This is a genomic window from Enterobacter cloacae complex sp. OE43NF (genome assembly GCF_023544405.1).
In the GTDB taxonomy this organism is placed as follows: domain Bacteria; phylum Pseudomonadota; class Gammaproteobacteria; order Enterobacterales; family Enterobacteriaceae; genus Enterobacter; species Enterobacter cloacae.
The window spans coordinates 1-13,749 of sequence record NZ_JAMJFW010000070.1 but is presented as its reverse complement, the minus strand read 5'-3'; the positions used below and the strand labels follow the sequence as shown (position 1 = coordinate 13,749).

Genomic DNA, 13,749 nt, shown 5'->3' with positions numbered 1-13,749 from the left:
CCCATTAAAAGCCTTATAACTCAATGAGTTAGCTCTAAGGTGATGTGACCAAAGTACCGCTATTTACCCTGATAGTTGCCGCGATTTGTTGAACGGTGAACAGGGAGTTTAGCAAAGCGCTGGCGGTCGTTCCACTGGTCATACCGCGATAGTCCAACATGAACTGAAAGCCGTTCACCCGGCATGATTCCCTGAAACATTCATCTGTTCCGCACTTAGCGCGGTGTCCCACAATCGCCTGTCGTGATGACACGCAGTGGATAAACGAGCAAATGTTGGGAAGCCTAACCTGTCCGGGAAAGCGGCAGGCTCTACCGTGGTGTTCGCCGTGCCATAAACGAACGGTACTCGATAAGAGAGCGAATGAGTGACATTTCTGATGATACGCCTACGGCGCAGTTTGTTTGGATACCCAACACGGCGCTTATGGCTAGCTATTGGTTGAATTTATATCTCCGCTGTACCTGTTGTTGGGTAATGAAAACTTTTATGGGTGTGTTGTTGGCTCACCCATCGCGGTTTACACTACCGGCCAACATTGTATCGGCGATTACGGGCATAATGCTTGTTAGAATCATGTGTAAGAGGAATTGTTATGCCGCAGAAAAAGAGTAGCTTACCACCAACTGTTGAGAGGCTTCATCGCGCCGAACCTTTGGAGTTGGACGGTCCTACCCTTTTTGAGGGGGATGCTTTAACAGTATTGCGAAGGCTTCCTAGTGGTTCGGTCCGTTGTGTTGTTACTTCTCCACCTTATTGGGGATTGCGTGACTATGGGATTGATGAACAGATTGGCTTAGAAAGTAGTATGCACCAGTTCATTAATCGCCTTGTGACCATTTTCGCCGAAGTAAAACGAGTTTTAAGTGATGATGGCACCCTTTGGCTTAACATCGGGGATGGTTACACAAGCGGTAATCGCGGTTACAGAGCACCAGATAAAAAGAACCCAGCTCGTGCTATGACTGTTCGGCCAGATACGCCCGAAGGATTGAAACCGAAGGATCTTATTGGTATCCCTTGGCGGCTTGCTTTTGCACTACAAAACGATGGTTGGTATTTACGGAGTGATATTGTATGGAACAAGCCAAATGCTATGCCTGAAAGCGTTAAGGACCGTCCCACTCGCTCCCATGAGTTCTTATTCATGCTGACAAAATCTGAGAAATATTTTTATGATTGGCAGGCTGTGAGAGAACCAAGAGACAATGGTGGGCTAAGAAACCGTCGCACTGTTTGGAATGTTAATACGAAACCCTTTTCAGGGGCGCACTTTGCAACATTCCCACCTGATTTAATTCGGCCATGTATCCTTGCTTCAACTGAGCCGGGTGATTTTGTGTTAGACCCTTTCTTTGGCTCGGGTACCGTGGGGGTAGTCTGCCAAGATGAAGATCGACAATATGTTGGTATTGAGTTAAACCCTGAGTATGTTGAGATTGCGGTTAATCGGTTGCAGGGTGATAAAACTAATGTGATAAGGATAGCGGCAGCATGACTGTAAAAATCACTTTCCCAGAACCGAAACAGCAGGTCGATTTTGCTTTAGCTTTAAAAAGATTTCGCGGTGTTTATCTTCAAAATGCGTTGTTAGAAACCGTGCGTAATATGGATATTGTCGCCCTTGATGCGCAACTCGGTGAATATGTTCCCAAGGCGGATCTGGCAACCTTAGCCACATACGGGTTACGGGCCGAACTTTTATTCCCTGTTCCCGCAGTGTTAGAAGAAAACCCTTATCTATTGGGCTATTATCGTTTGCTAATGGGATATAGTCAGAAAGAGTTTTATGGCAGAGATAAAGGGTTTGGTGTTGGTAGTTTCAAATCAATGGAAGTGAAGGGTGTTATTGGTAAACTGGCAAAACCCAAAATACCTGAATTATGCGCCGCTTTTTGCGGGGCTGCTTCTGCCCTTTTATCTGGCGTTGGGCCGTTACGCGTAAGCCGTGAATTGTTGGATGACCTGACTCTGCTCACTGTGGGGCCGCAATTAAGAGGCGGGGCTAACAATCAACGAGGCACAAATGGAATTGTGTTAGTGTTTGAGATTATTCGAGAAATTGTTGCGCACGCTACCGCAGAGGTTCGAGAAAGTGCTATTGAAGTGAACAGTGCAACAGGTCGCCCGGTTCTCATAGAGTTTGCAGCGGACCCAGACATAATCATTCGGGAAGAAATGGCTCATCAGAATTACCGCAATGTCGTAGCTATCGAAGTCAAAAGCGGGACAGATGTTTCAAATATCCATAACCGTATTGGCGAAGCTGAAAAGAGCCACCAAAAAGCCCGAGCTAGGGGTTATACAGAGTGCTGGACTGTGATTAATGTTTCTCGGTTGGATATGGCAAAAGCTCGTAGTGAATCGCCATCAACCGACCGTTTCTATTCTTTAACTGAACTTTCATTGCGTGAGGGGGAACAGTATGAAGACTTCAAAATGCGGGTTCTTTCTTTGACAGCAATCCCATCCGCGCCGATTGCAATTAAGTAAAAGCGTGAATGGTAAATTATATAACCTCAAAACTTGCCAGATGTGGCCTATATGGGGCAGTTGCTCACGAAGTTAGGTATTTGTACCAGATGCGTGAACACTCCCCGTATCAAGCCGCATTCTACCGTTAGCCTATAACTGAATCCCCGGCTTGAAAAATTGCACGTTTATGTTTGCCCCTCCCTCAACTCTATAGCTCGCCCGCGCCCCCGTGCGCATGTGCGTGCCCGCGCGTCAGGGGTCGCTGAGAAAACCCTAAGATTTTGCTCATCCGAGACAACCGTTGCAGGCGCGAAATGCTGGACGATTGCTGCTGCCGAATGTGGGTGCGGGCGATTGATTTTCACTGTGTATCTGTACATCCCTCTAAAACGATCTGTGCCGCGTTCTACGGCGTCCTGTGCTTTCGGTGTGTGATTTAACGTCTGAGTGATTTCGTGATCGTGGCGGTGCTGTGGTGATCTGCTACGTGCGCCGTGGGGCTTTGCTGCTGTGACTCGGTGCCAGTCTGCCGCTGGCTGTCTCTGTCTCATCCGGGTATACCGCATTGTGATGTGCCGAAGCTGTCGCAATCAAATTTATTTTATACCCTATTGACCACGGTTTTTAAGTGTGATCTCCTTCATGTCGGGATGTGATACTTCACTGAGATTTGGAGGGTGAATCATGAATAACGTTCGTCTGTATGCCAGGGCATCCACCGCCGAGCAACACGCCGACCGTGCCGTTCCTGCGCTGGAGGATTTCGCTAATGAGCGTGGTTGGTCTATTGCTGCGCGATACATCGAGAACGCCAGCGGTGCGCGGCTGGAGCGTCCTGAACTGATGCGCCTGCTGGGTGAGGCGGAGGCTGGCGACGTTCTACTTGTTGAAAGCATAGACAGGCTAAGCCGCCTGACACAAAAAGAATGGGCGACACTGAAACAGAGGATTCAGGATAAGGGGCTGGTGATCGTCGCCGTTGACCTGCCAACCTCATGGCAGTTGCTGAACGAAACCGCGTCAGAGCTAACCAGTGGCATCCTGAGAGCCGTTAATGCAATGCTGATCGACATCCTCGCTACAATGGCTCGCGTGGACTACGAGACGCGACTGGAGCGCCAGCGACAGGGCATTGAGCGAGCCAAAGCTGAGGGGCTTTATCGTGGGAGTCAGAAGGATACCGCCGCCCGTGAAACCGTCAGAGAAATGCTGGCGCAGGGTGTGAAACCGGAGCGCATCATGAAAGCTGCCGGGATAAGCCGGGCGACGTTTTACCGCATCAAGCGAGAGTTGGCCGCCAGCGTCTGAATCGTGGCTGCTTCCTGTTGACATGCTCGACGCCGTGTGATTTTATAGCCATCTAGATGTCTAAGTGAGGTGGCGAGCTGGTCGCCGTGGGGGTGATGTTGTTCGATGCCGTGAGGCGATCTGTGCGCCTCTCTGCGAGGGTGTGAGCCGTTGAGTGTGGGTTACGTTGTTCTAAGAGATTTATCAACTCAGAGATCGTTACGCTGCGTCTGGTGCTGTGCCATTGTTATTGGGTGGTGGGGTCGGGCTGACCTACAAGCGAACGAGGTGCTACGACTGGCCGTTACTGGGCTGTGGGTGATGGATTACCTACAGCTTTCGTATTAATTTCAGAGCGTTATGTTATGCACGATGTCGTAATGCTATGATTTATAATGTATTTTCGTATTACTTGCGGCTCTCGATGTGAAGAGGTGGCGGGGCTTTAGCCGTGCCAGACGATGAACATCGAGATCAGATTGTGAATGTGATTCATCGCTGAACAATTCGAGGGATGGGGCAGGGGAAGGGGTTCAACGGTAATTTATTCAAGATGTGGTTAGGTTGACTAAGATTTATACAGACTTATCATTATTAGGTTTGCTTATTCATATCAACTTTATTAAGTGTCACTTATAATTCTTGAATGAATTATCTATGGAGGTTCTTATCTGGTGTCATCTCCTAGATGGCAAGTGCTGCGCCTCAGTGGCTCCGCTTTGCCTTAACGCGGAGACGTTCCGCCGTCTCCACACCTCTCAACGGTGCAGTGCTTACGCCTGCTTGCACTCACCTGTTCGGCTCGTTTATCAGTCGCCGCCTGCTGCTGCGCTTCTCTTTCGCTTTGCGAAATGCGATGCTCGGCGCTCCTCACAACCGTGTTAGCCGCGCTGGCAATCCGGCGGGGATATGTAGTGAGACGGTTTTCACTTGGTGATGATGACTGCCACTTGTCTGATGATCATTCAGCAATGTAATCTGTGAACGGATTGGAATGGACTTATGCCGTAGGGAGTTGACCGTATGGAATACTCAGAAAATAAGTGTCGTGCTAATGATTCAAGTGTTGAACTGAGACGGCTATTAGCTGAGCTGGTAGTGATTCTTGAAATGAAAGAAATGATTGAATCAATACAGGAGAGGAAGAGTTATTTCGGAATTGATAACACTGATTCAGATAATCATTGAAAGCATTAATCAGCTTGTTAACTGTTATACAGCGTATCTCCGTTCGTACCGCTCATTGATTCATCGTATTCGATGACAAGTCATCTCATACTCTTCATCATTCGCCGATTGGCTTAACGTTCGCTACGCTCACTGCCAATCGCTCACTCCGATACAACTTCTTAAAACCATTATACAAATAGCTGTCAAGAAATTTAAAGCTGATAATTCCGATCAATATTAATTTATTGATCTGTAAAATTTATAGGTAATAAAGATAACCGTTTAACCAACTGTATTTATTAATAAATTTAAAAGTGTCTAATAAGAAGGACAGATACCATAAAATGCCTACAAATCCACACTTGAGTAGCCTACATCACCTTGTCTGCTAACTCCTTGCTAATAGTGGATTGTGGCGCACTTGCTTTAGAAGACGGCTACTGTGGGGAGACTAGCCCCGGATAAATGAGAGCTACTAATAAGGGAAAGGCTACCGACCAGTAGAAACTTGTACTAAGGCAGACTGAAACCGCAAGCCCGCCTACTATCCATCCCGCTGCAATGCCCGCCGTGTCTGCATTTAATCTAAATCACGGGATGAAGATCACTACTAAAGAGAGCCAGAACATCAGCGCTATTGCAATAGAGGCATCTACTGTGAGAAGCGGTACACCCGCCGCTGCTTTGCGCGGTGGTGGTTCTTTCACCAACGTCACTCCCGTGCCGCTCTAAACTCACTTTAATTTCTTGGAGAATTTATCATGCCGAATAGATTAAACCGCCTGCTGGCTCAGGCCGCAGACGTTGACCCTCTTAACACTGCTGCCGCTGACGCCCAACAACTTGTACAAGATAAGATTATTGTGTCCCGTAACAAACAATGTCCCATCAAACGTAAACCTGTACAGGCTGCGTTTAATACCGAAACCAAAGAGTTTTACTTTAACACTGACGATTCTGTTATGTCGTTCCGTGAATGGAAAGAAGCGAACGGCATCGGCCGCAAGCATCATGCTCGCCGCTCTGATGTCGGGCTGCGTCAAGTCATCCAACCCGGCGATGTAATCCATTGCCGACGCGCTGAGATTGAGCAATGGCTGAACAAGAAGCCCGCTCGTTATGTTGACCCGCTGCCGCCAGATTTCCCCGGTGTGCGTGTCGATGATGCCGCATTGAAACCGCGCGAGCACGCCATCCCGGAAGCGACCACGGGGCAAAACGCCTTTCTTAAAGCCTGTCGCGAGTTCCTGATTTGCGACGATGCCACCCTGAAAAGAATCAATCGCGGCATGAGCCAACTGGAAGCTATGCGCCATGCTGACTTTACGCGAATGGGGGACAGCCCGGCTTTCCGTCAGTTGTGGTGCGGTGAGCTGAAACCCACGGATGATAATTTCAATACGCTGAATCTGCATTGTGACGTTGGGGGCGCTGGCCTGCCGCCGTCCATCCCGCCGCTGGTTACAGCGCCGTACAGGTTCCGCGAGCTGGAGCAATGCGACCGCCCAGCGTTTGTACCATTACCGCCGCCAGATGGTGGCGACTGGCGACCCGGCCAGCAGGACGTAGCCGCCGCTGTGTTTGCCCGTGACCGCGATATGCTGGCGGTGCTGCCGACCGGGTACGGCAAGACGGCTGCGTTCACCTATGCCCTGCAATTCGAGTCTGACGCGGGTGACGGTCTGACCGTTATTGTTGTGCCGACGAACACCATCAAGCAGCAGGTGTTACAGCAGTTAAGGGAGGCTGGCGTTCACGCGGTGGCTTTTGGCGATAAGCTACCAAAGCGGCGTAATGCGCAGCAACTTGCGGGGCTGGCTGCTGGCGCTTTCCGCGTCGCTGTCGTTTCGCCGGAGCATCTGGTGCCGGGAAGTCAGGTGCTGGCGGCACTAATGGCCGCTGGTGTGGACAGATTTATCATCGACGAAGTTCACACCGTGTACGACTGGGAGTTCCGCGCCGCTTTCCCCGCGATGAAGCACACCCTGCAAAATGCCTTCCCTGATGCGCAGCGTTGCGCGTTTACCGCGACCCTGCGAAGAGGTGATGAGTTTGAGCTGATGAAAGAGCTGGGCTGTCGTGGCGAGTTCCTGACCTTCCGCGCTAGCGCTGCCAGAGAAAACATCCAGCTTGTTCCTGTTCGGCAATGTGAAGCGCAGCGCAGCGCTGCTGTTGGTCTGGTCGATGCCCTCCCGGTGGATGAAAAAACGCTGGTTATGGTGGACAGTATCAAGATGCTTTACGCGTACCTCGACGAGCTGGGAAGCCGCGCCCGGCCTTATCATTCCGACACCCGCCGCCTGAGCCGTGACCAGCGTCACGCAAACGCTGAGTGGTTCGCCACTACGCCCGGCGCGGTTCTGGTGGCGACAAAAGCCTTTGGCCTCGGAGCTGATATCTCTGGCGTGCGTACCGTAATCGTCACTTATGTTCCCGAAGACCTGGCCGATTTAGTGCAAATGGTTGGTCGTGCTGGACGCGACGGACAGCCTGCCCGAGCGTTTCTGCTGTGGTCATCGTTGGCGCTCGATGCCGCACCTGATGAGCTGGCGGTGTTGTACCGCCCTGAAAACTGCAATTGGGGTTACATCTCCCGCTTCCTCTGAGCTGACCAGCTCGCCTGTTTAATTCCCCTTCTGGAGAATCCTTATGCCTGATGAAACCGTGCTGCATCGCGCGGGGCGTTCTGACGCCCTGCTTAATGCGCAGCTCGCCTTCGCCCTGAACGGGTATTCATTTGACGGACTGGCCGAACGTCATCGCAAGACCCTTAATCGTGAAGCCATCCTTCGCGATGTATCTACACCGCTGGAGCGATATTGCCTGCTGAATGATTGCGCACCGTGGGAGTGTCTGGCCGCCGTGCTGAACCGCATGAAAAGGCCGGACGGCTCGCGCCTTTGGAAAGCCGCCCGCTTATCGCGTGAGGTGTTCAATGGCCGGGTGCATCCAGTGCGCAAAACGCCTGATGAAGTTTACGCCGCCATTGCCCGCCGCCTGTTCCTGTCGAAGCCAGTGCATCTGGAAGTGATTCAGCACATCCGGGCGCTTGGCCTGTTGCCACTTAATGGAGATGACTAATGACAAAGACCGAGTTTGAAAATGAAACATGGCGCTTAAAAGGCTTGCTTCTTGAGGCTCTAATCCGTCGCCTTGAGGAAGACAAGGCTGGGGAAGGTCGCATGGCCGCAGCGGAGTTATCCAGTGCAGTCAACTTCCTTAAGGCCAATGCAGTAGAAGCGCCGGACGCATCGTTTAATCGTGTATTTGAGGATGACGAGCAATGACACCCACAGAGTTTAGAGCATGGTTTGCCACCCTGCCGCCGAATTATCAGAGCGCCGCACGCACCATGTACGACAACGCCCGCAAGTCGGGCACACATACCGCGTCAAGCCTTGCGCTGATTCACACGTTGGTTACTGACCAGATCAAATTTGATTCGGAGTTTAATTTATGACTTTGAGTATTACCGATATTCAGCGCATTAACGCGCTGGCTCATAAGCACCTAAAGAACAATGAAGAGATTGCAGCGGAGACCGGTCATACCCTGACCGATATTGATGCTGTAATCCGTGGCGTCTATGTCGATGACTTGGCCGAACATTGGAAAGACGATGCTGATATTACTCTGGCGGAGTACAACGCCATCCGCAGCCGCTATAAGCCCGGCAAGCTGCACCGCGATACAGAGTTTATGATTGCCCGCGATATGCTGATTCGCCCTGAGACTGTGCTGGCTATCGCCCATTCCCGTTTTAGCAACGTCCACACGCACCCAGTGCCGAAAGCCGTGAAAGCAAAGCCGGAGAAAGGGAAAGTTGTGCGTAAGTTGGTGCCTGCTGATTTGGATGAAATCCATAAGTTAGAGCGTTTCGGTTGGCCTGTTGCTGACATCGCCGGAAAGCTGGGTATCCCGTCTGAGGTCGTCGCTTTCGTTAACCGCAGCTTAAAGAGTCGCTGGTCATATGGCGACATTCTGGAGAATGTTAACGCGAAGTGGGGATCAGAGTGATGAAAGAGAGCGACATCATTCACCCTGCAATTGACCCGACTCAATACGTCAATCTTGACGAGATGCGGGAAGGCTACGCTCCTGTTAAGCCGCAGGGGTGGGACGTTTTAACAAAGAACCTTCGCAGTGAGTTGGCACCAGTTCGATCAGAGGCCGCGAGCGGGCGCAGGCAGCGACCCCGTGGCTCCGTTGGTGAGCGCCGCTGGCTCCGTAAACGCGGATTAATTTAATGAGGAATTTACCATGAGCACCATCATTTTAATGGAGCCACGCCGCGCGGCGGATTGCGGGCAACAACTGAAATTCATCGCCGAGGCTTTGAATCTTCGTCAAATCGATTTGGCTCATGTGTACCAGATCGACAGACAAGATCTCGGCAAGGCATACCACGGACAGAAGATGATTCCTGCCCGATGCGTACATGCGCACATGCTTTTACTTGAACTGGCGCACCGCCGAGTTACATCACAAGAGGTTGCATAATTATGGCTGACAATCAAAACCCTTATCTCGCTGCTGGCGCTGATGCTGCACCGCAGCAATCGCCGTACATGGCTGCACCTGTTGGCGCTGACAATGGCGCATCCCGCTTTAGCCCTGCGCCTGCTGATGCTGATTTCCTCCGTACCCAGCCAGTTAACGGCAATGGTGGCGGCCAGTGGAATAATGGCAATATCGCGAATCAGCAAGACCAGAACGCTGACAGCGCCGGGGCGCAGGTGGGCGATACTATCCCTCTGATGGACGGAACTGCTGTCGAGTATACCGCTGAGCTGCAAGGATTGATGGGGCAGTTTCACCAGTCCATTGAAAGCCAGCTCGGACAGGGAACAGTTGACGCGATGTTACAGTACGCTGGCACGCTCGACAGTGGGACGCAATCAACCCTTGAACGAATGGTTATGTCTGGCGACCCTGCGCAGATGCAGCGGGCGGTTCAGTACCTGCAAGAGAGGATGTCCGCAGGCACTGCGACTGGTTATGTCCCATCACAGGGGAACCCATACGGCCAGTCTACCGCGCAACCTGTCGGAATGTCTCATGCTGAGTTTATAGCAGCGTATGACCAGCTTTCGCAGTGGGCGCAGCAATCAGGGTATGGCCCCGGCCATCGCCTGTACGATGAACAATACCGCGCTCTGGTTGCGCAGCGCTCCGCTGGCAAACGTGCTGGCCGCTAACGCCCAACGGTGGAATGCGCTCTGCAAGACCGAGAGCGCACCGACCCGGTACTACCACACCAATCTATGCGCATGAGTCCCCGCAAGCCGCATTCTGCGCGGCATCTGAAAGCCTGTTTTTAATTAACCGAGGTTCGTAATGAGTACCTGTAATTTCCATGCTGTGGAGCGTGTCGCTGACGTGCGCCCGGATTTCGCCTTGCCGTTGGGTAGATGCGACCACATTTACCCTGAGCGTGTGCAGCACGTTTTCAATCCAGACGAAGCGGTTTATATCGTTGCCCGGTCTGCCACATCCGGCACCCGCACATCTGGCGTTAGCCGTGGGCTTTCCCCTGTACTACCGCCGAAGTTGGCCGAAAGGCTGCGCGAACGTGAACGGCACGAGAAGAACCGAGCCAGACCCCGCAAGGTGATCACTGAGGCGATACGCGCTGACATTATCGATCGCTCTGCAAAAGGTCAGAAAAATCGTTACATTGCAAGCAAGGTTGGTGTGTCTGAAACCTCTGTGCGGAAGGTGTTGAACATGGCGCGTATGAGTGCGCACTAATGCAAGGTAATACTTTCGCCTTACTTCACGCGCACTAACCCCTGAGAACCGCGCCAGCTCTGGCCTCAAAACGCCCATTCCGGGGCACCTCATCCCTTTAATCGATACCGTTCTGAATCCTGCCTCGGCGGGAGGATTACGCACGTCTGTGCCATGACGATGGCGCGGGCTTCATCAACATATGTAGGAGTTTTGTTATGGCTGATACTTCGTACAGTCCCGATCTGTTTCGCCCACATTATGGCGGGGTGGAATCCGACAATGATATTCACATCGAGGCTTATGACCGGGATGTCCAGACCCGTTTAGAGTCCAAATCCGTATTTCTGGCCGAGAGGCTGTCTACATACAGGCCGCTGAAAGCCAGCAACCAATACCGCATTGATCGCCTGAGTGGTGATCTGGAGGTGAAGGGCAGAACCGCAGGGCAATCGCTGGAGCCTTCCGCCGTTAAGTCGGACAAACTGATTATCTCTGTGGATACGCTGAGCTATATCCGCATCCCGATTGACTATCAGGATGACTGGACAGCTCCCACCTTTCGCGCAGAGCTGAGCCGCAATATGGGGACAGCTCACGCTAAATTCTACGATGAAGCGCACACCATCCAGCTAATCAAAGCGACTGACTTTGTACCGCCGCCGACACTGCAACCAACGTTTAACCCACTAACGGATAACGTGGTCTCGCTCGACCTGACAACGGGGAGCGAAGAGGATGTGGCTAACGAGCTGGTTCACGCTATCAAAGCTGCTGTTAATCGGTTCCTGACTGAGAAAGATATTCCGGTGGCTGAACTGGTACTGCTTATCGACCCGGCTTGGTTCAGCATCCTGATGGAACATAAGAAGCTGATGAACGTCCGTTACAGCCGGGATAGTGGCAACGATTACGCATGGCGTCGTGTTGGCTATGTCGCTGGGGTGCGAGTTATTGAGCTGAACAGTTACCCGCAGGAAGCCATTACCGGGCATGAACTGGGCGCTGATTATGACGTTACCGCAGAGGAAGCGCTGACGAGGGCTACGCTGTTCAAACCTTCCTCTGTGCTGCTGACGGTCGAAGCGCAGAGCGTCATCAATCGCCAGTGGGATGATGAGCGCGAAATGACGATGGTGATGGACTCATATCGCCTATTCAATGTTGGGCTGCGTCGCCCTGACTGCGTTGTTAATTTCCGCGCGGCTGAATAACAAAAGGGGCTGAGTCATGGTTAATGATCCTTACGCCCCGGAGCTGCTGCGCTCTTTGTTTCGGTACGATTCGGAGACTGGCCGCCTGTTCCATGCAGTGGACAGGGTAGGCGCTAATAAGCGTGTTTACGCTAGAGCCGGGGAATTGGCCGACACCGCAACGGACAGCGCCGGGTATCGGCGCGTGTCTGTCCGCATTGGTGGAAAGTCATACATGCTTTACGCGCACCGTGTCGCCCTCATCATTGCTGATGGTGGTATTCCTGCCGGGATGCAAACTGATCATATCAACGGCATACGTGATGACAATCGTCGGATTAACCTTCGCACTGTTACACCGCAGGAGAATCAGCACAACTACCGCAAAGCGAAGGGATACAGCCGTCATTCCTGCTCTGGTCGGTGGGAGGCTTACATTCGCGTTGGTGGCGTTCGACATCACCTCGGTTTGTTCACGACCGAAGCGGCTGCGCGTGCTGCGTACCTGAAAGCGAAGCGACTCTATCACCCATCAACGCCAGCCGACTTGTTAAGGGCTGCTTAAATTTTATAGGTGATAATTAATGGCTGATGAAAAACGAATCAGGCAGATTAGACCACTGGCAGATGATGACCCACGCCGCCAGCGGTACGCCGAACTTTTGGCGCAAGCTGGCCGGATGACCATCCCCCGGTTGCATCCGGGCGACGCTAACAGCGTAATGAGCCAACTTGCGACGATGCTTGGCGCACCTGTCCCGTTTATTGGGACTATGCGGGAGCACGCCGCTGCATGGCGTTCCTGTCTGCTGGAGCAAGGGCTTGGCGATCTTCTGGATGGATTGAGTAAACAGGTGCTGACAATCTTCTTTCTACTCTGCTGGAGAGACAGCGCTTTGCGATTGGCTGGGAAACAACGGGAACAAATCGCAGCGGCAAGTGAAGGTCTGACCCTAGAGCGCTACCGGGCAATGCGCCCGGATAACAGCGAGGATAAAGAAGATGACATTGACGATTAAATTACGGTGGCGGTACATCGAGCCGCCGCCTACGGCTGGCGCACTCGCTGACCTTAAACAGTGGGTAATGGATGCCGGAGAGCCTGAGCTTGAAGCTGAATTTCGTAAGCTGCTGGGACTGATGCGCCGCAATGGTATCAGTGACGAACGTGTTAACGCGATGGCCGATGAACTTTATGCTTTGGTACGCCAACACCAGTGCGAAGAATACGAAGCCTGCAAGCGGGCTGCGTCTGACAATGGAGGATTTGACGAATGGCTACTACCGAACAGAAGTTGAGAAAAGCTATGCGGGGCTATCTGGAATATCTCGGCAATATGCCGCTGGCGGAACGGATTACAAACGCTGCTGCATTCGAAGATGTTTATCGCTTTCTGTTGGATGGTTCCGGGCGGCTGGAGCTGCGTCGCGCTGACGTGGCCGCTGTTCGCGTCTTCCTGTGGAATTATCAATACCAGCGCTGCGCGATGACTGGGAAGAAAGTCGCACTCAATCACACGACGCTTGACCACGACCACCACACCGGGAAAGTGCGGGCTGTAATTCATCGTGCCGCCAATAGCGCGGAGGGTGGCTATCGCACCGGGAACATGGCTAGGATGCCGAAAGCGACGGCGGACGCACTGGTTAGAACGTACCGCCGCCAGTATCATGGATTGGCTGTGCTGTATCCTTCTTAAGACGCTTATGCAATTTCTGGATAGCGGACTAACTCAACATAATTTGATAGCTCTTGCATTCCCGCCCCTTGGCTATATGTCTTGAATGCCTCCGTTTTGGCCTTTTTCTCAGTGTGCCCCGTAATAGCGCCAATGCGCTGCTCTGGTACACCAGCCCGATCTAAGCAGGTAATGAAATGACCACGCAGGGAGTG

The 13,749-nt window shown here is 52.2% G+C and carries 16 protein-coding genes and 1 pseudogene; 16 read left to right on the top strand and 1 reads right to left on the bottom strand.

Annotation, left to right across the window (positions count from 1 at the left end):
• Positions 1-595 precede the first annotated feature (595 nt).
• The 16 genes from M8370_RS21530 (at position 596) to M8370_RS21455 (ending at position 13,555) form a co-directional block, all read left to right on the top strand.
• Positions 596-1,498, top strand: coding sequence for a DNA-methyltransferase (locus M8370_RS21530; RefSeq protein WP_032352938.1), 903 nt, complete (start codon positions 596-598; stop codon positions 1,496-1,498).
• Positions 1,495-2,493 carry an XcyI family restriction endonuclease gene (locus tag M8370_RS21525; protein ID WP_032352937.1) on the top strand — a complete coding sequence of 333 codons (999 nt, stop codon included), beginning with the start codon at positions 1,495-1,497 and terminating at the stop codon, positions 2,491-2,493. Before M8370_RS21530 ends, M8370_RS21525 begins: the two co-directional genes overlap by 4 nt.
• Positions 2,494-3,159: 666 nt before the next feature.
• The gene (locus tag M8370_RS21520; RefSeq protein WP_250021700.1) at positions 3,160-3,783 is read left to right on the top strand and encodes a recombinase family protein; all 624 of its coding nucleotides are present in this window, start codon (positions 3,160-3,162) and stop codon (positions 3,781-3,783) included.
• A gap of 1,910 nt (positions 3,784-5,693) precedes the next feature.
• Positions 5,694-7,538, top strand: coding sequence for a DEAD/DEAH box helicase (locus M8370_RS21515; protein ID WP_250021699.1), 1,845 nt, complete (start codon positions 5,694-5,696; stop codon positions 7,536-7,538).
• 43 nt (positions 7,539-7,581) lie between these two features.
• Entirely contained in the window at positions 7,582-8,013 is a 432-nt protein-coding gene (locus M8370_RS21510) for a hypothetical protein (protein WP_250021698.1), read from the top strand.
• The gene (locus M8370_RS21505) at positions 8,013-8,219 is read left to right on the top strand and encodes a hypothetical protein (protein ID WP_048241718.1); all 207 of its coding nucleotides are present in this window, start codon (positions 8,013-8,015) and stop codon (positions 8,217-8,219) included. The genes M8370_RS21510 and M8370_RS21505 overlap by 1 nt, the downstream gene beginning before the upstream one ends.
• The gene (locus tag M8370_RS21500) at positions 8,216-8,392 is read left to right on the top strand and encodes a hypothetical protein (RefSeq protein WP_162930228.1); all 177 of its coding nucleotides are present in this window, start codon (positions 8,216-8,218) and stop codon (positions 8,390-8,392) included. The genes M8370_RS21505 and M8370_RS21500 overlap by 4 nt, the downstream gene beginning before the upstream one ends.
• Positions 8,389-8,949 carry a hypothetical protein gene (locus M8370_RS21495; protein WP_048241716.1) on the top strand — a complete coding sequence of 187 codons (561 nt, stop codon included), beginning with the start codon at positions 8,389-8,391 and terminating at the stop codon, positions 8,947-8,949. Before M8370_RS21500 ends, M8370_RS21495 begins: the two co-directional genes overlap by 4 nt.
• A 243-nt stretch (positions 8,950-9,192) precedes the next feature.
• Complete coding sequence (locus M8370_RS21490; protein ID WP_000103969.1) at positions 9,193-9,432, top strand: hypothetical protein; 240 nt, start codon at positions 9,193-9,195, stop codon at positions 9,430-9,432.
• A 2-nt stretch (positions 9,433-9,434) separates the two neighbouring features.
• Complete coding sequence (locus tag M8370_RS21485; RefSeq protein ID WP_250021697.1) at positions 9,435-10,130, top strand: hypothetical protein; 696 nt, start codon at positions 9,435-9,437, stop codon at positions 10,128-10,130.
• Positions 10,131-10,269: 139 nt separating this feature from the next.
• Positions 10,270-10,683, top strand: a complete 414-nt coding sequence (locus tag M8370_RS21480) for a hypothetical protein (protein WP_032174604.1) — start codon at positions 10,270-10,272, stop codon at positions 10,681-10,683.
• A gap of 197 nt (positions 10,684-10,880) precedes the next feature.
• Complete coding sequence (locus M8370_RS21475; protein WP_105929242.1) at positions 10,881-11,876, top strand: capsid protein; 996 nt, start codon at positions 10,881-10,883, stop codon at positions 11,874-11,876.
• 16 nt (positions 11,877-11,892) lie between these two features.
• A complete protein-coding gene (locus tag M8370_RS21470) occupies positions 11,893-12,420 on the top strand; it encodes an HNH endonuclease signature motif containing protein (RefSeq protein WP_105929243.1) in 528 nt (175 codons plus the stop codon).
• Between the two features lie 19 nt (positions 12,421-12,439).
• The gene (locus M8370_RS21465) at positions 12,440-12,874 is read left to right on the top strand and encodes a hypothetical protein (protein WP_105612171.1); all 435 of its coding nucleotides are present in this window, start codon (positions 12,440-12,442) and stop codon (positions 12,872-12,874) included.
• Complete coding sequence (locus tag M8370_RS21460) at positions 12,858-13,154, top strand: hypothetical protein (RefSeq protein ID WP_105929245.1); 297 nt, start codon at positions 12,858-12,860, stop codon at positions 13,152-13,154. The genes M8370_RS21465 and M8370_RS21460 overlap by 17 nt, the downstream gene beginning before the upstream one ends.
• Positions 13,130-13,555 (top strand): endonuclease domain-containing protein, encoded by a 426-nt coding sequence (locus M8370_RS21455; protein ID WP_250021696.1) that lies wholly within the window; start codon positions 13,130-13,132, stop codon positions 13,553-13,555. Before M8370_RS21460 ends, M8370_RS21455 begins: the two co-directional genes overlap by 25 nt.
• Before the next feature lie 5 nt (positions 13,556-13,560).
• Here M8370_RS21455 and M8370_RS21450 read toward each other — a convergent pair.
• Positions 13,561-13,749: pseudogene (locus M8370_RS21450) on the bottom strand (integrase); the annotation flags it as partial.

Coding starts and splice junctions, on each gene's coding strand:
- M8370_RS21510 (WP_250021698.1), top strand. CDS start 7,582: ATGCCTGATGAAACCGTGCTGCATCGCGCGGGGCGTTCTGACGCCCTG.
- M8370_RS21475 (WP_105929242.1), top strand. CDS start 10,881: ATGGCTGATACTTCGTACAGTCCCGATCTGTTTCGCCCACATTATGGC.
- M8370_RS21520 (WP_250021700.1), top strand. CDS start 3,160: ATGAATAACGTTCGTCTGTATGCCAGGGCATCCACCGCCGAGCAACAC.
- M8370_RS21455 (WP_250021696.1), top strand. CDS start 13,130: ATGGCTACTACCGAACAGAAGTTGAGAAAAGCTATGCGGGGCTATCTG.
- M8370_RS21505 (WP_048241718.1), top strand. CDS start 8,013: ATGACAAAGACCGAGTTTGAAAATGAAACATGGCGCTTAAAAGGCTTG.
- M8370_RS21500 (WP_162930228.1), top strand. CDS start 8,216: ATGACACCCACAGAGTTTAGAGCATGGTTTGCCACCCTGCCGCCGAAT.
- M8370_RS21490 (WP_000103969.1), top strand. CDS start 9,193: ATGAGCACCATCATTTTAATGGAGCCACGCCGCGCGGCGGATTGCGGG.
- M8370_RS21530 (WP_032352938.1), top strand. CDS start 596: ATGCCGCAGAAAAAGAGTAGCTTACCACCAACTGTTGAGAGGCTTCAT.
- M8370_RS21460 (WP_105929245.1), top strand. CDS start 12,858: ATGACATTGACGATTAAATTACGGTGGCGGTACATCGAGCCGCCGCCT.
- M8370_RS21495 (WP_048241716.1), top strand. CDS start 8,389: ATGACTTTGAGTATTACCGATATTCAGCGCATTAACGCGCTGGCTCAT.
- M8370_RS21525 (WP_032352937.1), top strand. CDS start 1,495: ATGACTGTAAAAATCACTTTCCCAGAACCGAAACAGCAGGTCGATTTT.
- M8370_RS21480 (WP_032174604.1), top strand. CDS start 10,270: ATGAGTACCTGTAATTTCCATGCTGTGGAGCGTGTCGCTGACGTGCGC.
- M8370_RS21485 (WP_250021697.1), top strand. CDS start 9,435: ATGGCTGACAATCAAAACCCTTATCTCGCTGCTGGCGCTGATGCTGCA.
- M8370_RS21515 (WP_250021699.1), top strand. CDS start 5,694: ATGCCGAATAGATTAAACCGCCTGCTGGCTCAGGCCGCAGACGTTGAC.
- M8370_RS21465 (WP_105612171.1), top strand. CDS start 12,440: ATGGCTGATGAAAAACGAATCAGGCAGATTAGACCACTGGCAGATGAT.
- M8370_RS21470 (WP_105929243.1), top strand. CDS start 11,893: ATGGTTAATGATCCTTACGCCCCGGAGCTGCTGCGCTCTTTGTTTCGG.